Source organism: Paraliobacillus quinghaiensis (assembly GCF_003426025.1).
GTDB lineage: Bacteria > Bacillota > Bacilli > Bacillales > Amphibacillaceae > Paraliobacillus_A > Paraliobacillus_A quinghaiensis.
In genome coordinates, this window is sequence record NZ_QJSH01000009.1 from 15,078 (window position 1) to 35,757 (window position 20,680).

General features: G+C 34.3%; 16 protein-coding genes and 1 other annotated feature. Of the genes, 13 read left to right on the top strand and 3 right to left on the bottom strand.

The genetic code is table 11. The features are described from left to right. Positions 1 to 40 precede the first annotated feature (40 nt). From D2K40_RS07665 to D2K40_RS07695, 7 genes are all read left to right on the top strand, one after another. Entirely contained in the window at positions 41 to 868 is an 828-nt protein-coding gene (locus tag D2K40_RS07665) for a DUF1444 domain-containing protein (RefSeq protein ID WP_117154639.1), read from the top strand. Between the two features lie 2 nt (positions 869 to 870). Continuing rightward, positions 871 to 1,473 carry a YtpR family tRNA-binding protein gene (gene ytpR / locus D2K40_RS07670; protein ID WP_117154641.1) on the top strand — a complete coding sequence of 201 codons (603 nt, stop codon included), beginning with the start codon at positions 871 to 873 and terminating at the stop codon, positions 1,471 to 1,473. A 122-nt stretch (positions 1,474 to 1,595) separates the two neighbouring features. After that, the gene (locus tag D2K40_RS07675; protein ID WP_117154643.1) at positions 1,596 to 3,794 is read left to right on the top strand and encodes a DNA translocase FtsK; all 2,199 of its coding nucleotides are present in this window, start codon (positions 1,596 to 1,598) and stop codon (positions 3,792 to 3,794) included. A gap of 92 nt (positions 3,795 to 3,886) precedes the next feature. Further along, on the top strand, positions 3,887 to 4,996 hold the full coding sequence (locus D2K40_RS07680; protein WP_117154645.1) for a nicotinate phosphoribosyltransferase: 1,110 nt from the start codon (positions 3,887 to 3,889) through the stop codon (positions 4,994 to 4,996). Between the two features lie 93 nt (positions 4,997 to 5,089). Beyond that, the gene (gene murC / locus D2K40_RS07685; protein ID WP_117154647.1) at positions 5,090 to 6,382 is read left to right on the top strand and encodes a UDP-N-acetylmuramate--L-alanine ligase; all 1,293 of its coding nucleotides are present in this window, start codon (positions 5,090 to 5,092) and stop codon (positions 6,380 to 6,382) included. 209 nt (positions 6,383 to 6,591) lie between these two features. Continuing rightward, on the top strand, positions 6,592 to 6,993 hold the full coding sequence (locus tag D2K40_RS07690) for a DUF948 domain-containing protein (protein ID WP_117154649.1): 402 nt from the start codon (positions 6,592 to 6,594) through the stop codon (positions 6,991 to 6,993). A 45-nt stretch (positions 6,994 to 7,038) separates the two neighbouring features. Further along, positions 7,039 to 7,479 (top strand): YtxH domain-containing protein, encoded by a 441-nt coding sequence (locus D2K40_RS07695; RefSeq protein ID WP_117154651.1) that lies wholly within the window; start codon positions 7,039 to 7,041, stop codon positions 7,477 to 7,479. Between the two features lie 56 nt (positions 7,480 to 7,535). Here D2K40_RS07695 and pilM read toward each other — a convergent pair whose 3' ends face one another. Next, positions 7,536 to 9,665 carry a cell division protein FtsA gene (pilM, locus tag D2K40_RS07700; protein ID WP_117154653.1) on the bottom strand — a complete coding sequence of 710 codons (2,130 nt, stop codon included), beginning with the start codon at positions 9,663 to 9,665 and terminating at the stop codon, positions 7,536 to 7,538. A gap of 217 nt (positions 9,666 to 9,882) precedes the next feature. On the opposite strand from pilM, the gene D2K40_RS07705 reads away from it, so the two are divergent. From D2K40_RS07705 to motS, 4 genes are all read left to right on the top strand, one after another. Further along, positions 9,883 to 10,944: a bifunctional 3-deoxy-7-phosphoheptulonate synthase/chorismate mutase gene (locus D2K40_RS07705; protein ID WP_117154655.1), complete on the top strand. Its 1,062-nt coding sequence runs from the start codon at positions 9,883 to 9,885 to the stop codon at positions 10,942 to 10,944. A 234-nt stretch (positions 10,945 to 11,178) separates the two neighbouring features. Then, complete coding sequence (gene ccpA, locus D2K40_RS07710) at positions 11,179 to 12,180, top strand: catabolite control protein A (RefSeq protein ID WP_117154657.1); 1,002 nt, start codon at positions 11,179 to 11,181, stop codon at positions 12,178 to 12,180. An 84-nt stretch (positions 12,181 to 12,264) separates the two neighbouring features. After that, positions 12,265 to 13,089: a flagellar motor protein MotP gene (gene motP, locus D2K40_RS07715; protein WP_117154659.1), complete on the top strand. Its 825-nt coding sequence runs from the start codon at positions 12,265 to 12,267 to the stop codon at positions 13,087 to 13,089. Further along, positions 13,076 to 13,876: a flagellar motor protein MotS gene (gene motS / locus D2K40_RS07720; protein ID WP_117154661.1), complete on the top strand. Its 801-nt coding sequence runs from the start codon at positions 13,076 to 13,078 to the stop codon at positions 13,874 to 13,876. Before motP ends, motS begins: the two co-directional genes overlap by 14 nt. A 75-nt stretch (positions 13,877 to 13,951) precedes the next feature. On the opposite strand, the gene D2K40_RS07725 is transcribed toward motS, so the two are convergent. Beyond that, the gene (locus tag D2K40_RS07725; protein WP_117154663.1) at positions 13,952 to 16,954 is read right to left on the bottom strand and encodes a transglycosylase domain-containing protein; all 3,003 of its coding nucleotides are present in this window, start codon (positions 16,952 to 16,954) and stop codon (positions 13,952 to 13,954) included. 133 nt (positions 16,955 to 17,087) lie between these two features. Then, positions 17,088 to 17,299: a binding site (T-box leader), on the top strand. A 61-nt stretch (positions 17,300 to 17,360) separates the two neighbouring features. On the opposite strand from D2K40_RS07725, the gene tyrS reads away from it, so the two are divergent. Together tyrS and pfkA are read left to right on the top strand one after the other, a co-directional pair. Then, positions 17,361 to 18,626, top strand: coding sequence for a tyrosine--tRNA ligase (tyrS, locus tag D2K40_RS07730; RefSeq protein WP_117154665.1), 1,266 nt, complete (start codon positions 17,361 to 17,363; stop codon positions 18,624 to 18,626). 182 nt (positions 18,627 to 18,808) lie between these two features. Next, the gene (gene pfkA / locus D2K40_RS07735) at positions 18,809 to 19,765 is read left to right on the top strand and encodes a 6-phosphofructokinase (protein WP_117154667.1); all 957 of its coding nucleotides are present in this window, start codon (positions 18,809 to 18,811) and stop codon (positions 19,763 to 19,765) included. Between the two features lie 73 nt (positions 19,766 to 19,838). Here pfkA and ku read toward each other — a convergent pair whose 3' ends face one another. Further along, entirely contained in the window at positions 19,839 to 20,675 is an 837-nt protein-coding gene (gene ku, locus D2K40_RS07740; RefSeq protein ID WP_117154669.1) for a non-homologous end joining protein Ku, read from the bottom strand. Positions 20,676 to 20,680: the final 5 nt, after the last annotated feature.

Consider the following 20,680-nt stretch of genomic DNA (forward strand, 5'->3'; position numbering starts at 1 on the left):
GATCAACCGTGATTAACCTCTCCTTAAGGAGGAATAATAGATGAAAATGACAAGTATTAAAATGAAGCAGCTATTAGATGATAGATTCGAAAATTCAGATTGGCGAACGTCTTTTAATCGAGATAAGGATACTTATCGTGTCGAATGGCAAGACACACATCAAGGCGTATCGATTACTATCCCTAATGTGATAGCGAAGTATGAACAAAATGGTGATAAAGCTATTGAAGAATTGCATTACCATGTAGAAGAAGCATTGAAAATGATGCACAAAACGCAAAATTTAACTGGGAAAGAACAACAGATTTATCCAGTTATCCGTTCAACATCTTTCCCCAAAAAAACCAAAAGCGGCATTAATTTAGTCTATAGCGAACATACAGCTGAAACACGTATCTACTACGCGCTTGATTTAGACAATACCTATCAATTAATTGATCAACAAATGTTGGATAAAGAAGGTTGGACTAGTGAAAAGTTAAAAGAAATTTCTATGTTTAATGTTCGCTCTTTATCAACTGAACCTAAAATTGATCATGTTGCTGGCAATGATTTTTATTTTATTGCAACAAAAGACGGTTATGATGCTAGCCGTATATTAAATGAAACATTCTTAGAAGAGATGCGGACCAACGCTAAAGGAGAATTAGCTATTGCAGTTCCACATCAAGATGTATTAATTCTAGTTGATGTCCAAAATGATATGGGTTATGATATATTAGCGCAAATGACGATGCAATATTTTGCTGAAGGGCGTGTTCCAATAACTTCATTATCTTTTCTCTATGAAGATAAACATTTAGAACCGATTTTTATATTAGCAAAAAACAAACCTACTACGAAAAATGAATCAAAAAAGGATGAATAAAGATGGATGTTTTTTATAACAAAGAGGGAATAGGGGATTGTTTATTAATTCCTTTCAAACAAGGAGATCGCTACCAAACAACATTTGAAACGTTTGGTGATGTAGTAAAGATAATTGACACTGAAACAAAAGAAGTACTTGGTTATAATATTTTTCAAGCATCACAATACCTTTCATTAGGAAATGGCAAAATTACATTAACTGAAGAATTATTAAGTCAGATTAAAGACATTTTTACGAAGAATAATCTTGATGATGCATTAGATATTGATCTATCACCAAAATTTGTTGTCGGTTATGTTAAAGAAAAGGCTCCACATGAGAATGCAGATAAATTAAATGTATGTCAAGTGGATCTCGGTGATGAAGAAGTGCAAATTGTATGCGGCGCACCAAATGTTGATGCAGGTCAACATGTAGTTGTAGCAAAGGTAGGTGCGATCATGCCAAGCGGTATGGAAATTAAAGCTGCTAAATTAAGAGGGGTACCTTCAAATGGTATGATTTGTTCCCAGAAAGAACTAGGCCTTCCAGATGCACCACAAGAAAAAGGGATATATGTATTAACAGGAGAAGTTGAAGCAGGACAAGTATTTCAATTTTAACATTAGTAAACGCAAAAGATTATATTCTTTTGCGTTTTTTAAATAGGTAGGTTAGAGGATTCAAAAATTAAAAAAACCTGTTAAAATAAAGATAATTATTGAAATGGAAGAGTGAAGGTATTATGTGGGAAACAATTAAGAATAAAATGAAGCAGTGGTTAGATCCAGATGAAAATATGGAACTACCAGAATCTAAAATAAATAATAATGTTGATAAGCATGTAGAGACAAGGGTTTCTTATCAATACCCAAGTAAAAAGAAGTTTGATTTTCCTGTTATTCCAGATAAAATAGAGAACCATCCTAAAATTGTCACAAGACAGCTTGATAATACTGTAGATATTGATAAACATTACAGAAAGCGTGAGCAGCAATCTCCTGTAAAAAATGATCAAAATAAAAGACCATTTGTCGCAACAGAGGTTCCTTCTCCTGTCTATGGTTTTAAAAAAAGGCCAAGTCAAGAAAATGAAATCGACACACCTGCATTTATGCGTAAAGACAGTATCCACAATCAAGCTAAACTTACTTTCGAGAAGTTTGAGGTCGATCCTGTGGATGAAGATCATTCAATCGATCATTGGGAGGAAGCAAGCGATAACGAGGTGTCCTTAATAAATCAACCAGAATTAGTTAATGATCAAATAGATTCAATTGAAAGTGAAGAATATAGTGATAATAATGTACCGATTCAAAGTGACTCAAACATTGAAGTTTCAAATGAGGAAATATTACATATAGATGACTCTCATTCAGCTGAAGAAAAGACTTCCTTCATTCAACAACCTTCCAAAAAAACAGAAGAAAAAGAGGGAAGGGCTGTTCCGTTTAATGTTTTGATGCGTCCCCGTGATAAGAAGCACTATCATGAAAGAAACAAGCAAAATAAATCGAAAGTTACTAATCTTCCTCCTTTTTATCTTTTAGATGATCCAATTAAGCACTCAGATGGTAATCAATTATGGATCGAGGAACAGGCACAGTTATTAGAAACTACATTACATCAATTTCACGTAAATGCAAAAGTGATTAACACGATGCAAGGACCTTCAGTGACTAGATTTGAGATTCAACCTGAAGCAGGTGTGAAAGTTAGTAAAATTAAAAATCTTAGTGATGATATAAAGTTAAATATGGCAGCAAAGGACATTCGAATGGAGGCACCGATTCCGGGTAAAAATGCCATAGGTATCGAAATACCTAATATTGCTGCACAACCAGTAGGTTTACAGGAGATTTTTAAAGGAAAAGCTTTTCAATCAAGTAATTCTAATTTAAGTGTAGGATTAGGTTTGGATATTGCAGGTAGTTCGGTTGTAACTGATATTAAGAAAATGCCGCATGGTTTAATAGCAGGAGCTACTGGATCAGGGAAAAGTGTTTGTATAAATTCCATTTTAATTAGTCTTTTATATAAAGCCAGTCACAAAGATGTACGCTTTCTTTTAATTGACCCTAAAATGGTCGAATTAGCACCTTACAATGACATTCCACATTTAGTTTCACCAGTGATTACGGATGTGAAAGCTGCTACTCATGCATTGAAATGGGCAGTTATGGAGATGGAAGAACGTTATGAAAAGTTTGTTCAAGAAGGTACGCGCGATATTGATCGCTACAATCAGAAGATGATTAAACAAAACAGGATCGAAGAGAAAATGCCTTATATGGTAATTGTAATAGATGAGTTAGCTGATTTAATGATGGTATCTCCACAAGACGTTGAAGATGCAATTTGTCGAATCGCACAAAAAGCAAGAGCGTGTGGTATTCACTTATTATTAGCAACGCAACGTCCATCTGTGGACGTTATTACAGGTTTAATCAAAGCAAATATTCCAACACGAATAGCATTTAGTGTATCCTCTCAAGTAGATTCTCGTACAATTATTGACACAAGTGGAGCAGAACGTCTCCTTGGTAAAGGAGATATGTTGTTTGTTGAAAATGGTGCGCGCAATCCAGTTAGAATTCAGGGAGCTTTTGTTTCTGATGATGAGATTGAACGGATAACAAGTTATGCTAAAAAAATGGCTCCGACTAATTATTTATTTGAACAAGAACAATTATTAAAGCAAGTAGACACAGAAGAGACGGAAGATGATTTATATTCTGATGTCCTTTCATTTGTTTTAGAACATAATGGAGCAAGCGCATCATTGCTACAGAGACGGTTTAAGATTGGTTATAATCGTGCTGCAAGACTAATTGATGCATTAGAACATAACGGTATTATCTCGACCCAAAAAGGGAGTAAACCACGTGATATTCTCGTATCAGCAAGCGATCTTGAACAAGAATTAAACCGAACAAATAATTAGAATGAGGAAAATAACTTGTGGAAGTATTCTTTATCTTATATGATAGACAATGATATACAAACTTTTTAAGAACGTAACGAGGGGTATGTATGATGAAAAAAGAGATAACAAAGAAATTAAATGGTGAAATAGAGAGATTAACGAATAAAACTTTCAAATTTGATCAACGTATTAAAGATGGCTGGTTTTCTGCTGTATATTTTTTAAAGACAAAAGAAATAGCTGAAAAACTGCGTCCTAATAATCAAGTAACAATGCAATTTTTTCAGAAAAGTGATGCTGTATTATGTGGTTCTGATGAAGCAATTGCGTTGATACATACGTTTGCCGATAAACCCGAAGACTTAGAAATTCATTCTCTTAAAGATGGGGATAAGATTAGTCCTTTTGAAACAGTCCTAACTATTACAGGTCCTTATCAATCTTTTGGTTATTTAGAAGGTATACTTGATGGTATTTTGGCTCGACGAACGTCGGTCGCTACGAATGTATATAATGTGGTTAAAGCGGCTAGAACTTCTGGAAAACAAAAACCAGTTATTTTTATGGGTGATCGTGATGACCATTATACCCAACAAGCTGGTGATGGTTATGCGGCCTTTATTGGAGGATCAACAGCACAAGCAACGCATGCTATGAATGAATGGTGGGGAAGAACAGGAATGGGAACAATGCCACACGCAATGATTCAAATTTTTGAAGGTGATGTTGTGGCTGCATCCAAGGCTTACCATGAACTCTATCCTAATGATGATTTAACGGTATTAGTTGATTATAACAATGATGTTATTACTGACTCGTTAAAAGTAGCGCACGAATTTGGTGACACATTAAAAGGTGTTCGATTAGATACTTCAAATAATATGGTTGATAAATATTTTTTGAGAAACCAACACCTTATGGGTACTTTTGATCCTAGAGGGGTGAATTCACCATTAATTTTTGCCTTAAGGAAAGCATTAGATGAAGAAGGTTTTGAGCATGTGAAAATAGTTGCTAGTGGTGGTTTTAATGAGGAACGCATTCGCAAGTTTGAAAAGCAAAACGTACCGGTTGATATTTACGGTATTGGAAGAAGTTTATTAGATGTTCACATAGGGTTTACGGGAGATAATGTACTATTAAATGGGAAACCTGAATCAAAGGATGGTCGACAATATCATCCTAACCCAAGATTAGAAAAAGTTTCTTATATTGACTAATACTTTTTTTGTTTTTTATGTTAAAATATTAAGTCGGAAAATTAACACCGAATAGATAAAAAGATCAATGCTTTTTTTTGGAGGTTCTTATTTATGACAAATTACCATTTTATTGGTATTAAGGGGACTGGAATGAGTGCACTAGCACAAATTCTACATGACTCTGGGGAAAAAGTGCAAGGTTCTGATGTCGATAAAGAGTTTTTTACACAAACAGCTTTAGAAAAGAAGCAAATTCCGATTTATTCTTTTTCAAAAGACAATATTAATGAAGATTTAATTGTTATTGCAGGTAATGCGTTCTCTGACAATCATGAGGAAATCCAAGAAGCATTTCAATTAGGGGTATCTTTTTATCGCTATCATGAATTTTTAGCTGAATGGTTAAAACAATATACAAGTATTTCTGTGACAGGTGCACATGGAAAAACATCGACGACTGGACTATTAGCACATGTATTAAAACAAACATATCCCATTTCCTATTTAATTGGAGATGGAACTGGATTAGGACATGTCGATAGCAGTTATTTTGTCTTTGAAGCATGTGAATACCGTAGGCATTTTTTAGCGTATGAACCAGATTATGCAATAATGACTAATATTGATTTTGACCATCCTGATTACTTTACGAGTGTAGATGATGTTTTTGATGCATTTCAAGAAATGGCCGAAAAGGTAAAAAAAGGTATTATTGCTTGTGGAGATGACGAGTATTTACAGCAGATCCAAGCTAAAGTACCAGTTCTTTACTATGGGTTTTCTGAGAGTAATGATTTTCAAGCCAAAAATGTGAAAGACATACCTGAGGGGACTAGCTTTGATGTGTTCTTAAGGAATAATTATTATGATACTTTTGTAATACCAATGTATGGTAATCATAATATCTTGAATGCATTAGCTGTCATAGCCATTTGCCATTATGAAGGAATGCAAGCTTCTGATATTAAGAAAATGGATACTTTTCCTGGTGTTAAGCGAAGATTTACTGAGAAAAAAATACACAATCAAATTTTGATTGATGACTATGCACATCATCCAAAAGAAATTGAAGCAACCCTAGATTCAATACGAAAAAAATATCCAAATAGACCCATAACTGCTGTGTTTCAACCACACACCTTCACGAGAACAAAAATGTTTTTACAGGAATTTGCTGATAGTCTCCAAGCGGCAGACCATGTTTATTTATGTGATATCTTTGGCTCTGCTCGAGAAGGTACAGGACAGTTGTCAATTGAAGACTTACAGGTTTTAATTGATAATGGGCAGTTATTGGATATTGAGGATATTGAAGTTCTAAAAGAATATCAAGATGCTGTTATTGTTTTTATGGGCGCAGGAGATATACAGAAGTTTCAAGAAGCGTATGAAACAAAGCTTTAATTTTAAAAAGGAATTTAGATGTTGATTGCCGAATTAGGTTGAGAAGGTGGAGATGATACCTTCTCTCTTTTTATATAAAAAGAGAGAATAATTTGGTGCGTAATTGTTAAATTTATATTATAGGTTTATTTCAATATATTTAGGGTAAATATCATTATATAAATAAATAATTGCATAAGATATACATACAAAGGAGTGGTATTAGAAGAATGATTATTTTACTTTATATTGCCGCATTAATATTTGCTGTAGCATTCGCTGTATTAGTTGTTTATTTAGCAAAAGTTCTAAAAGCTACGCAACGTACAATGTCAAATGTAGCTGACACATTAGAAGGTTTAGAAAAGCAAATGGAGGGTATTACATTAGAGACCACAGAGCTTTTGAATAAAACAAACCAGCTTGCAGATGATGTAAATGATAAATCTAAACGCTTAAATATTCTTGTTGATGGAATAAAAGGTATTGGTGAAACAGTTCAAGGATTCAATAATTCCATTAGAAGTGTATCAACTAGTATTTCAAACGTAGTAGAAGAGAACAAGGAAGAGACTGCACAGGCTGTTAAGTGGGGTACCATTGTAATGGAAATCTTCAAAAAGCGAAAATAGGAATAATGTATGTCCATATAGAATTTTTATTAGGGAGGAATAAGAATGAGTAATCAAGAAGAAAAACAGGTACAAAATGAGAACATCAACAGTAAAGACTTTTTAATTGGTTCATTAATAGGTGGGATTGTAGGTGCTTCTGTTGCACTTTTATTCGCACCTAAATCTGGAAAAGAGCTAAGAGAAGATCTAAATGATGGAGCTAGCTCCATAAAAGAACGGGCAAATGAGTGGGCTGACGTGGCATATGAAAAAGGTGCTGAGTGGAAAGATTATGCAAAAGAAACTTCTTCACAAGTAAAAAGCAATGTTTCTGAAAAATCACAAGAGTTAGGTGATAAATTCAAAGAAACGACTAAATCTATTCAAGAAAAAATCAATGTCGCACAAGAAGATGCTGAAACTGTTAAGGAGACTGCTGAGGAAGCAGCCGAAGAAGTAGCAGAAGCAATTGATGAAGCAGCAGAAGACCTAAAAAAACAATAACTTTAAGAGAGGATGTGACTCGTTTTAGAGTTACATCCTCTTTATATATTTTCAATTTAATTGATGATTATCTCATCATTTTCTTCTAATAGATCAAAAAAAGTAGTAGGTTGTCCATTTTTTTTGATGTCAATTCCACCTTTAATCTGTGATAAATCAACAGAAATAAATCGAAATATATCTTGAAAAATAAATTCATTTTCTTCAATAGATTCTATTTCTATTTTGTCATCATGTTGTAGACGATCATCTAGATTACGCTCATTATTATTTTGCAGAATACGAATTGACTGCTTGGTTAGTGTTACAGGTTTACCATTGTAAATTACTGTTATCATCTGTTGATATTTAATACCAGCTTCTTCAAGTAACATTTTAATTGTAGGTTGTTGTCCTTCTTGTACTCTAATTTTATCACCAGGTTGTAGAAGGGCTTTTTTAGTTACCTCTTTACCATTAACAAATAATTTTGTTGATAATTGCGGGAAACTTTTTTCTTTTCCATTAATATATATTTTGAAAACATATAACTCATTTAAAATATCTTGTTTATTATGCTTTACTAGAAATTCTTGTATTGTTTTGGTTTCTATTACGTTAATCGTATCATGATCTTTAATTAGATAATTTCCATCTTCGGCCCGTTTGTTAACTTCTATTGCTGGAGCTAGCTGTTTCTTTTCATCATTATAATAGACTGTAAAGGTTGGTAGTTCACCAACAAGTTCTTTAATTGTTACGTGCGGCTCGTTTCCATCTTTCCCTTTTTCAACGTACAAGCTGTCCCCATGTTTTATGGGTTCTTCAATCGTAATGTGTTCTTGATTTAACCAGACTTTAGGAGGCTGACCATATGTACCTGGAAGAGTAATACTCTGACCGTTATATGTAATCATATAAGCCATTCCTGGCCGGCCGTAAAGTTTATCGATATGAATACCGGCAGCTAACAAACAATCTCCTACAGTCAATTGTTTCATATCAAATAGTCGTACAGCTCGGTCATTTACTGTTACACTTATATAATGAACAGGGTTTTGTTTTGCAGCAATTGCAATACCAATTGGTGTAATGAAAGTTGGACCAGCAGGTATATCTGCTTCAAATTGTAACGATGGAATCGCATCTGTTCCTCGAATAGCTACTCGGTTATTTGGTAGTTGCAATTTTTCAGCAAGCTGGTTTGTTAAGTGGGGTGTTAAACTTCCGCCACCAACTAACATTACTGCCTTAGGCGCTCTGGCGTTAAGCACCATTATTTCTCTAGCAATTGCATCAGCTAACTGGTTGATAGCTGGACTTATTGCATCAGCAAGCTCATCATAAGTAATTGTTTGTTCAAATCCAAGAATATCTGTAATCGTTGCTTGATTAGAAACTGTAATTTCTTTTTTTACACGTTCAGCTTCATTAAAGTCTAATAAATAATGATCACTAATTGCTTCAGTAATCTCATCCCCTGCTCGTGGAACCATTCCATACGCAGTAATAGTTCCAGTGTCTGTTAATGCGATATCGCTCGTACCTGCTCCTATATCAACTAATGCAACGTTGATTCTACGCATAGAAGCAGGAATTAAAACATTGATTGCAGCGATTGGCTCTAATGTTAAGGCTTCCATTTCTAAATCAGCACGTTGTAAAGCGGATAGTAGCGACTCAACAACTACTTTAGGTAAAAATGTTGCAATAATTTCTACTTCTGCATATTTACCTTGTTGATCAATTAGAGAACCGATGCTGTCATCATCTAATTTATATTGTATAACGGAATAACCAACACAGTAATAGTGTGAACTTGTGTGATCCGTTTCTTCTAAAGCCAGGTCATGCTGCGCCTGCTGAACAGCACTTAGTTCTAAGAACAAAATATCCTCTTTTTCTATTAATGGATGCTGCTCAATGTTTTTGGTAATAGTAGTGCGCCTAGTTTTTAATGCTCTACCAGCTGCAGCAACACAAGCTTTGGTAAGTTTAATGTCATGTTTTGCTTCTAATTTCTCTTTCACTTTTTGAATTACTTTTGCCACAGAAACGATGTCATGTATTTGTCCATCTAGCATAGATCGCTCAACATGCTCTAACATTACATAGTCAATTAATTTGTAATGCTGTTCTGTTTGTTCTAAAAGTAAACCGACAACCGAACGTGTGCCAATATCTAATGCAAAGATACGCTCATTCATAAACCTAGTCCTTTCATAACAAAATTAAAATGAAATAATTTTGTTCTCTATTTCATATTTTATCACTTATTAAGCTTAAAATTGTAGAAAAAATAAAGAATATACTAAATATTTAAACAAAATGGTGACAAGAGAGAAAATATTAGCTATAATTATCCCTAATTATTAATTATATCTTAATATATTATAACGTGAAATTAAAATAGGAGGTAGTCCAATGAGTAATAAACAATTAGATCAATTAAGACAAGAACTTGATCAAGTCAATTTAGAAATCTTAGATTTGATCAATAAGCGCGCCGAACTTGTACAAAAATCAGCACAAGCCAAAGAGAAGCAAGGTGCTAATCGTAGCTATGATCCAGTTAGAGAACGTGACATGCTCAATTTAATCAAAGAAAATAATAAAGGACCATTTGAGAATGCTACGATTATCCATCTTTTTAAAGAAATTTTTAAAGCTGGACTTGAATTACAAGAAGATAATCATAGTAAAGCATTATTAGTTTCTAGGAAGAAAAAACCAGAAGATACAATTATAGAAATAAATGGTGAAAAATTTGGAGACGGTAATCAACACTTTATATTTGGACCATGTGCGGTGGAAAGTTATGAACAAGTTGCACAAGTTGCAGAACAGGTGAAAAAGAAAGGTCTTAAATTATTACGAGGTGGTGCATTTAAACCTAGAACATCTCCTTATGATTTCCAGGGGTTGGGTTTTGAAGGATTAGAGATTTTAAAACGTGTAGCAGATGAATATGATTTAGCTGTAGTTAGTGAAATAGTCAACCCAGCAGATCTTGAGAAAGCTTTAGATTACATTGATGTCATCCAAATCGGGGCACGTAATATGCAGAACTTTGAATTATTAAAAGCAGCAGGTGAAGTTAATAAACCTGTCTTATTAAAACGAGGTATGTCTGCTACAGTTGCCGATTTCATTAATGCTGCAGAATATATTAATTCAAGAGGTAACGGGAATATTATCTTGTGTGAACGTGGAATTCGAACATATGAAACATCAACCCGTAACACGTTAGATATTACAGCAGTACCAATATTAAAACAGGAAACACACTTACCGGTTATGGTGGATGTGACACATTCAACTGGTAGAAGAGATTTATTAATCCCCGCCGCTAAAGCTGCTTTGGCAATTGGCGCAGATGGTGTTATGGCGGAAGTTCATCCTGATCCAGCAGTAGCCCTTTCAGATTCAGCACAACAAATGGATTTTGAAATGTTTGATCGTTTTATGAAAGAAGTAAAATCTTAAATAATTAATTTATTAGCCCTCTTGTTAGAATCTATAACAAGAGGGTAAACTATATGTAAGTGATTGTTGTTTTTTATAACAAAATGTAACAAAATTTGATATAATAAAACAAAGGCATTTGTTAAAGCATATTTACATAGAGAGAATTATTGCTCATTAGTAGTGTATAAGTATCGTATGATGAAATCAAAAATTGCAGAATGCCAGTTTATAGTAATATACGGAGGTTATGAGATGAATATAACAATATATGATGTAGCAAGAGAAGCAAATGTTTCCATGGCAACAGTATCACGTGTAGTAAATGGAAACCCGAATGTGAAACCAGCAACAAGAAAAAAAGTTCAAAATACAATTAAAGAGTTAGGTTATCGTCCAAATGCTGTTGCGCGAGGATTAGCAAGTAAGAAAACAACAACTGTTGGAGTTATCATCCCAGATATTTCAAGCATTTTCTTTTCTGAATTAGCACGAGGAATTGATGATATTGCAAATATGTATAAGTATAATATTATCTTGAGTAATTCGGATCAAAATGTTGATAAAGAAATTCAGTTAATTAACACAATGCTTGAAAAGCAAGTAGATGGTATTGTCTTTATGGGTGGAAAAATTACAGAAGAACATGTTGAGCAGTTTAAAACAGCACCTGTACCTGTAGCATTGGCAGCTACGGTTGATCCCACAGAAACAGTTCCATCAGTTAACATTGATTATGAAAAAGCGGCATATGAAGCAACGAAGTTTTTAATGGAAAATGGACACGATCACCCTGCGTTTGTATCAGCAGTTGAAGAAACGCCAATTAATGAATTAAAGTATAAAGGCTACGAAAGAGCAATAGTCGATACAAAAGAACAAGTAGATTCATCCCTTGTTATAAAAGGCGACTACACCTATGATTCTGGGATAGAAGCAGCAGAACAATTCATTGAGATGGATAATAAGCCGACTGCTATATTTGTTGCGTCTGATGAAATGGCATTAGGTGTTATTCATGGAATACAAGATAAAGGCTTGCGAGTTCCAGAAGATATTGAAGTATTTGGATTCGATAATACGCGCCTTGCGACAATGGTTCGCCCAACTTTATCTACCATTGTACAACCAATGTACGATATTGGAGCTGTTGCCATGCGGTTATTAACCAAATATATGAATAAAGAAGAAGTAGAAGAATTGAATGTGATTTTACCACATCAAATTATAGAAAGAAACTCAACAAAATCTAAATAATGCCGATATATAAAATATCAAAATGCAAATCCTTGGCATGATACTAATTCATCCAAGTTTGTACGTTAGTTAGGGAGAGTGCATATGAAAAAGAGAGATATTTTAACTCCGATTGGCATAACTTTAGGTTTTATGATGATCATCTTAGGTATAGTTTCAAGTGGTGGTTCCGGTGGTTTTGTTTCTTTTATTCAGATTTCTTCTGTGGTAATTGTTCTAGGTGGATTATCGGCAGCGCTACTAATTAATTTTAATATGGATCAAATGAAATTAACAGGACGTGTAATAAAAGAGGCTTTTAATCGGAATGAACATGATTTAGCTGATTTGATTAAACTGTTTGAACGATTGTCTGAGAGAGCTAGGCGTGAAGGTTTGCTGGCTCTAGAAAATGAACTAGAAAATGTTGAAGATCCTTTTATCCAAAAGGGTGTTTTACTTGCCGTAGATGGTATTGAGCCAGAAGTGATCAATGATATTATGAATGCTGAGATTACTGCAATGGAAGATAGACATCAAAAAGGTCGTACAATTATAGAGAAGGCAGGAGAATATGCACCTGCTTGGGGAATGATTGGAACATTAATTGGTTTAGTATTGATGCTTAATAATTTAACTGACCCAGCTACACTTGGTCCCAACATGGCAGTTGCATTGCTAACAACGTTTTATGGTACAGTCATGTCTAATTTAGTATTCATTCCGATGGCAGGTAAATTAGAAATGAAAACAGAAGAAGAAATCTTTATGAAACAAATTGTTATTGAAGGTGTAATTGGGGTCCAATCTGGACAGAATCCTAGGATTCTAAAAGAAAAACTAAGCGCCTTTTTATCTGAAGATATGAAACAAAAACAAGAAGAAATTACAGCCAATGCTGTGGAGGGTGCAGCAAATGGAGCGTCGTAAAAAAAAGTTAGATAAAGGTGCCCCCAAATGGATGGTAACTTATGCTGACATGATGACCCTTATTCTTGTTTTTTTTATTTTGCTATTTTCTATGTCGCAAATCGATTTAGTCAAGTTCCAAGCAGTTGCTGAGTCGTTTCGAAACCGGATGATTTTTGATAGTTTTCCTTCTCCATTAGAAATGGACAATCCTACTGAAAATTCAGAACATCGCCTTGAAAATGAAGGATCAGACGAGTTTAAAAATAACTTATCAGATGCAGAGACTGATATTGAAGATACAAATGAGCAAACTAATAGTGATGTGATGGATGATAATCAAGACGATTTAGACCAACTGTTAGCAGAGGTTGAAACTTTCCTAGAAGAAAATAATTTGCAAAATACCATTACAGCCAATCGTACTGATAAGGGTGTAGTTTTAATTTTACAGGAGAGAGTGCTATTCAATTCTGCTCAAGCAGATATTATATCTTCAGGGATTCCTTTTTTGGATAAAGTGGGCTTATTGCTTTCAAATATTCCTAATAATGTAAGAGTAGAAGGTCATACAGATAATCGACCTATTTCAACGCAACAATTTCCTTCAAACTGGGAATTATCAGGTGCGCGAGCTAGTAGTGTAATTCGAGAAATTATTAATTCCAGAGAGTTAGAAGAAAGTAGGTTTATTGCAGTTGGTTATGGTGATACAAAGCCAATTGTTGAAAATGATTCCCCAGAAAACTGGAGTAAGAATAGACGTGTTGAAGTTGTTATTTTAGAATTAGATGAAGATTTTGAATAGAACTAATAACTTTTTAGATTTTAAAAAAAGAGAAATCACGGTTTTTACCATGATTTCTCTTTTTGTATTTTTTGATTAATTTTCATTTTCAGAAGGTTCATCATTAGGAGTTGAATTCCCATCACTATCTGAGTTGTCATTTTCTACTGTTTCTTCATCATTTTGATTAGGTTCGTCATTAGGTTCTTCATCAGAACTATCACCAGAACTATCGTCAGAATCATCATTAGAACCATCATTAGAATCTTCATCCGATTCTTCACTAGAATCTTCTTCTGGTTTTTTCTCTGGCTCACTGAAGTCACCAACTTCAAGCGTACTAGAAGGTTCAGATTCTTCTCCAAAATAGTCAACAGCTGTCACATAATAAACTGCTTTGCTATTACCGATATTAAAATCAGTTTCAATTGTATTACCTATTAAATTGAAAGAGCTGTCTGGGTCATTTGCTCGATAAATTCGATAGCCAACAACATCTTTACTTGTTGATGTATTCCAAGTTAATGCATTTCCTGATTTGGATATAGATGTTGGTGTATTTGGTACTTTTCCATCATTATTAATCTCATCAAGGCTTGGAATCGCGATATTAGACCAGGGTTCATTGTTATTAGGGAAAAGCTCTGCAATATCATCTAATTCATCATAACCATTTTCCTCTAACCATACTGGATTGAAAGATACACCATCCTCTTGAATAAATTCTTCAGGTGTATTCTCACCAGCAATAATTGCCTCTCCATCTAATAGAACATTTCGTCCTCTGATTAGACTATTGTCTTCATCTTCAGGAACAAATTTGGCATTGAATAGATCAGACCCAACTAACCCTAAGTCACTACAAATTTCTGAAGGTATCTTACCAGATACTTGACAGTAAGAGCGAGATACAATACCTCCTGGACGCTCAAATCTATTACTTGGTGCCATTAAGTCTGGGTCAATTTCAGTTGCGACATTAACTAATTGTGCCCAAAAAACTTGATTGCGACCACTGTATCCTCTATCAAGTTTTTGTCTATAGTCATAGCCCATCCAACTTCCCATTGTTACATTAGGATTTGTTGCAATAAACCACGTATCTGTATAGTCATTACCAGTACCTGTTTTACCTGCCCAATCAACACCTGGATTACGTAAGTTAGCTCGTGCAGATGTCGCGGTGCCTTGAGTTAATATGCCACGCATGATATCTAATGTCAGATAATTTGTTTGTGGACTGAATACTTCAACAGATTCACTTTCATGTTGATAAGCTGTATCACCATCAATTGTTTCAATTTTTTCAATCATATATGCATCAGTAAATTTCCCGCCATTGCCAAAAGTAGCATAGGAATTTGTATTTTCTTCAACAGTTGCTTCAAATACTCCTAAAGACATAGAAGGAATTTCATGTTGGTTATCTTGAATATTACTGAATCCCATTTTTGAAAAATAATTCTCAACAGGATCTGTGTCAAGTATTTCAACATATGTTTTTGCAGCTGGAACGTTATAAGAACTGTATAGTGATTTACGAACGGATACTAATCCGTAGTTTCTGTTTGAATAGTTTCCTGGGTTCCAATAGTCGTTGGATCCTGGCACGTAAAATTCAGTGTCAGTATCAGCAATTATAGAACCTGGTTGTACTACACCTAATTCCATTGCGGGAGCATAAACTAATGTTGGTTTTACAGTACTCCCTATTGCTCGACGTACATCTGTTGCATGATTTATCTCAGCAATATCAAAATCACGACCACCAACAAAACTGATGATTTTTCCTGTTTTATTGTGAATTAGAATACTGCCAACTTGTACTGGCTGAACTAAGGGTTCTTCTTCACCGGTCTCTTCATTTTCAGTCATAATTATTTCGAGAGTTTTCTCATTTCTTGCCGTTTTGTCTCTACCATAGTTACTATATTCTACAGCCAATTTTTGATGTGCATCATATATTTCCTTATTTATTGTAGTATGAATCTTATAACCATTTTGGCTTAAAGCTCGAGAAGCTAAAATTTCGTATTGATCTTTTAAATTCTCGTTGTCAACAAGATCATTTTCCGTGTAACCATCTTCAACAGCTAACTGTTTAACTAATATTTCAGTAGCTCGTTTCTTAATATCATTTGTTAACCAAGGATATTGTGAAAAACTGGTCGGTGAAGGTTCTGCTAAGTTTGCAACAATATCATATTGTAGTGCTTCGTTATACTCCTCTTCATTGATATGTTCAGAGTCAAGCATTCTTCTTAATACAGTTTTCATTCTACTTAAGCCAGGTTGTAAACCTTCTTCACTTTTAACTTGTCCACCATTTGTAAATGGTGTATAAGAAAAAGGACTTTGAGGAATTCCCGCAATATAAGCAGCTTGTGCAATGTTTAAATCTTTTGCATCTACATTAAATATCCCTTTAGCTGCTGTTTGGATTCCAGCAATATTTCGACCGTTTGCATTTCTGCCATAGGGTACTATGTTTAAGTATGCTTCTAATATTTCATTTTTATCTAAGAAGCGCTCAACACGTAATGCTAACAACATTTCCTTTGCTTTACGTTCAAATGAAACTTCATTCGTTAAAATTTGATTCTTAATAATTTGTTGTGTTAATGTACTACCACCAGATTTAACGGATGAGTTAGTTACTTCTTGAAAAAGTGCACGCATGATAGCCTTGGGTACAATGCCTTCATGTGTCCAGAAATATTCATCCTCTGTAGCAATAACAGCATTTTGAAGTGTTTCTGAGACTTGATCTAGAGTGATTTCTTCACGATACAAATCAGCACTAACTTCTCCCATATAAACGTTATCAGCAAAATAGATTTCCGATGTTTCGGAATAGTTGTAAATATCTGCTTCCATATCTTCCTCAGCTCTAACTGTTTCATCTTTCACCAGAGAAGCAAAATATCCAGCACCAACTCCACCAGCAAAAAATAAGCCAACTACTCCAATAATGATGAAGAAGAGAATGACATTCCATACAACGTCATAGCTAATACGTGTGGCACGAAGAAAGCCGCCTTTTTTCCACCAATTTATTATGTTTTTATTCAATTTATGAAAAAACTGTTTATAATCCATGTTAATACCTCCTAAATTCCAATCTATATTATAGCATAAATGTTGAAATATGAATTAAGTAGTTTTAAATTTTTATCGATTCTATTGCATTTGTGATGAAATTGTGATATTAATGTAACACAATCAAAAAATAATTAAAGCTGTGAAGGATTGAAGTAGTAAGGGATTCCCTGTTGAAGAGAGCTGGCGGTAGGTGCAAGCCAGTACAAATTTCCTTTATGAATTACGTTCCAGAGCTTCTTCTTTACTATTTAAGGAAGACGGTGCTACCATGCATCGTTATGTAATCAAGTGGCAACTTTTGTTGCAACGAGGGTGGTACCGCGAGTATATCTCGTCCCTTTCTTAGGGATGAGATATACTTTTTTTTATTTGGATAAATTAAGTCAATGAAGGAGTGGGAAATGTGGATATATTAACAGATTTAGAACAACGAGGTTTAATACAACAAACAACAGACGATAAAGGTTTAAGAAAACAATTAGAAGAAAAGGTCGTTACACTATATTGTGGTTTCGATCCAACTGCGGATAGTTTACACATCGGGCATTTAGTGCCAGCTCTAATGTTAAGAAGATTTCAGCGAGCTGGCCATAGACCAATTGCTTTAATCGGTGGTGGAACAGGCATGATTGGCGATCCAAGTGGCCGTTCAACAGAACGACAGTTAAATGATGAAAAAACGGTGCAATACTTTAGTGACCAAATCAAATTACAATTAGCAAATATATTAGATTTTGAAAAAGAGGAAAATGGAGCAGTAGCACGTAATAATGCAGAATGGCTAGGTCAGATGACACTAATTGAATTTTTACGAGATACAGGTAAGCACTTTAGTATTAATTACATGCTAGCGAAAGATTCAGTTCAATCAAGATTAGAAAATGGTATTTCATTTACTGAGTTTACCTACATGATTCTTCAGTCTTATGACTTTTTGAATTTATTTGAGAAAGAAAATTGCACCTTACAAATTGGTGGAAGTGATCAGTGGGGTAACATTACAGCAGGGATGGAACTAATACGCCGCACTAGAAATGATGAGACAGCAAAAGTATTTGGATTAACTGTACCGCTAATTACAAAAGCTGATGGAACAAAATTTGGGAAGACAGCTGGTGGGGCTGTATGGTTAGATCCAGCAAAAACTTCACCATATGAATTTTACCAGTTTTGGATTAATACAGATGACCGTGATGTTATCAAGTTTTTGAAATACTTTACTTTCTTGGAGTTAGATGAGATTGCTGATTTGGAAAAAGAATTAGTAACAGCTCCAGAAAAACGTGTACCACATATACGATTGGCTGAAGAAATGACGCTATTAGTACATGGAGAAGATGCGTTAGCACAAGCACAAAAGATTTCTCAAGCATTGTTTAGTGGAGATATTAAGGTGTTAAATGGTACAGAGATTGAGCAAGGATTCAAAGATGTACCAACAGTGGAAATAGCTAAAGAAGATAAGTCACTAATTGAACTATTGGTAGAAGCTAAAATATCTCCATCCAAACGCCAAGCAAGAGAAGATATTCAAAATGGAGCGATATATATTAATGGCGATCGCCAACAGGAATTAAATTATCAATTAGTTCAAGATGATCGTATTGATGATACTTTCACAATTATACGTCGAGGTAAAAAGAAATATTTCTTGATCCGATTTAAATAACTTTAATAAAAAAACACTATTTCAGTGCAGGAATAGTGTTTTTTTAACTTTAATTAGGGAAATAAAAGAATTAAACTGTACATGTTATAATAATGATGATGAAAGTTAAACAAAATGGAGAAAGTACTATTATAAACTTTAGCAACTTAAATGAAAATTATCAGAAGGGATTTGAATAATCGATGGAAAAAATAGCGGTTTTGACATCTGGTGGGGATTCACAAGGAATGAATAGTGCTATACGTGCAATAGTGCGGACAGGCATTGCGCATGGGTTTGAAATGATCGGTGTTAGAAGAGGTTTTAAAGGCCTAATGGAAAATGATTTTATTACATTAGGCACAAGTGATGTTAGTGATATTCTATACCGCGGAGGCACCTTTCTACAATCTGCTCGCTCTGATGAATTTAAAACAGAAGCTGGACAAAATAAAGCAATTAATAATTTACATGAGCACGGAATTGAACACCTTGTTGTTATCGGAGGAGACGGAAGCTATCGTGGCGCACAAGCACTTTTTAACCGTGGTATTAAGACGTATGGATTACCAGGAACGATTGACAATGATATCCCTTTGACTGATTATACTATTGGATTTGATACAACTTTAAATGTAGTCACAAATGCAATTAGTAACTTAAGAGACACAATGAGCAGTCATGAACGTGTAAGTGTTATTGAAGTTATGGGTAGAAGCTGTGGTGACATAGCATTACAAGCTGGAATTTCAAGTGGAGTAGATGCTGTTTTAATTCCTGAATTTGAATGGGATATAAAAGAAATATCTGATCAGCTTGCTAAAGGTTTTCAAAGAGGGAAGACACATAGTATTGTTATGGTGGCAGAAGGTGCTGGAACAGCTGAGGATGTTGCTTCATTAATAGAGAAACATTCTGATTTAGATACAAGGCCAACTGTGTTAGGACACATCCAAAGAGGCGGCATACCAACTGCTTTTGATCGTATATTCACAAGTCGAATGGGACACAAAGTAATTGAACTTATTGAAAATGAAATTACGGGTGTTGCATTAGGTATGGAGAAAAACGAAATCACGTATCATTCATTTGATGATATTTTTGATTCTGAGAATGTTGTGGATAAGCATTTATATCAAATTTTCCAAGATTTAATTTAAGAAAAACTACATGATTGCTTTAAAATAATAAAAGGATTCTTATGCGGTTTATGCATGAGAATCCTTTTTATTTTTATCCAGTTGATGTTTTCTTGGTTGTAGCTGTTTTTCTTTTCGCGGCTGTCTTTTTTTTAGCTTTTTTAGTTTTATTTAGTGATCTTTCTAACGCTTCTTGTAGATCAGTTACGTTGTCTTTACGTTTTGGTTCTTTGGCTGTAGAAATCTTATCGCCATCTTTTTTCTTCTCAATCAGATCAAGTAAATCTGTTCGATATTCATCTGTATATTTTTCGGGCTCAAATGCTGTTGTTAATTGATCAATTAATAATTTGGCTGTTTCTAATTCCTTTTTAACAACATTAGTATCTTCGGGTACATTTGGAACCTCTTGAAAATCACGCACTTCATCTGGGTAGTGTATTGTTTCCATTACTATTGTATTGTTATATATTCTCACAACAGCTAATTGCTCTTTTGATCGTATTGTAATTTTTGCTAAGCCAATTTTCTCCGTATCCTTCAATGCTTCGCGTAATAGAGCATAAGCCTTTCCACCACCATCATTTGGTGATAAATAATAGCTTCGGTCAAAATAAATTGGGTCTATTTCTGCCAACTTAACAAAATCTAAAATTTCAACAGATTTATCGTCTTTGTCATCCTTTATAGATTTTAGATCTTCATCTTCTAAAATCACAAATTTATTTTTTGTATATTCAAACCCTTTAACAATATCATCATTGCTAATTTCTTTCTCACATACAGGACAAATTTTTTCATATTGAACTGGAGATTGACATTCCTTATGCAAATTACGTAGCTTCACATCTTTATTCTCTGTTGCTGAATGCAGCTTAACTGGGATATTAACAAGTCCAAAACTTATTGTTCCTTTCCACATTGTATGCATGTTAT

Bases quoted from the DNA above. Each gene is read 5' to 3' on its own strand.
- D2K40_RS07665 (WP_117154639.1), top strand. From the start codon at position 41: ATGAAAATGACAAGTATTAAAATGAAGCAGCTATTAGATGATAGATTC.
- ytpR (WP_117154641.1), top strand. From the start codon at position 871: ATGGATGTTTTTTATAACAAAGAGGGAATAGGGGATTGTTTATTAATT.
- D2K40_RS07675 (WP_117154643.1), top strand. From the start codon at position 1,596: ATGTGGGAAACAATTAAGAATAAAATGAAGCAGTGGTTAGATCCAGAT.
- D2K40_RS07680 (WP_117154645.1), top strand. From the start codon at position 3,887: ATGAAAAAAGAGATAACAAAGAAATTAAATGGTGAAATAGAGAGATTA.
- murC (WP_117154647.1), top strand. From the start codon at position 5,090: ATGACAAATTACCATTTTATTGGTATTAAGGGGACTGGAATGAGTGCA.
- D2K40_RS07690 (WP_117154649.1), top strand. From the start codon at position 6,592: ATGATTATTTTACTTTATATTGCCGCATTAATATTTGCTGTAGCATTC.
- D2K40_RS07695 (WP_117154651.1), top strand. From the start codon at position 7,039: ATGAGTAATCAAGAAGAAAAACAGGTACAAAATGAGAACATCAACAGT.
- pilM (WP_117154653.1), bottom strand. From the start codon at position 9,665: ATGAATGAGCGTATCTTTGCATTAGATATTGGCACACGTTCGGTTGTC.
- D2K40_RS07705 (WP_117154655.1), top strand. From the start codon at position 9,883: ATGAGTAATAAACAATTAGATCAATTAAGACAAGAACTTGATCAAGTC.
- ccpA (WP_117154657.1), top strand. From the start codon at position 11,179: ATGAATATAACAATATATGATGTAGCAAGAGAAGCAAATGTTTCCATG.
- motP (WP_117154659.1), top strand. From the start codon at position 12,265: ATGAAAAAGAGAGATATTTTAACTCCGATTGGCATAACTTTAGGTTTT.
- motS (WP_117154661.1), top strand. From the start codon at position 13,076: ATGGAGCGTCGTAAAAAAAAGTTAGATAAAGGTGCCCCCAAATGGATG.
- D2K40_RS07725 (WP_117154663.1), bottom strand. From the start codon at position 16,954: ATGGATTATAAACAGTTTTTTCATAAATTGAATAAAAACATAATAAAT.
- pfkA (WP_117154667.1), top strand. From the start codon at position 18,809: ATGGAAAAAATAGCGGTTTTGACATCTGGTGGGGATTCACAAGGAATG.
- ku (WP_117154669.1), bottom strand. From the start codon at position 20,675: ATGCATACAATGTGGAAAGGAACAATAAGTTTTGGACTTGTTAATATC.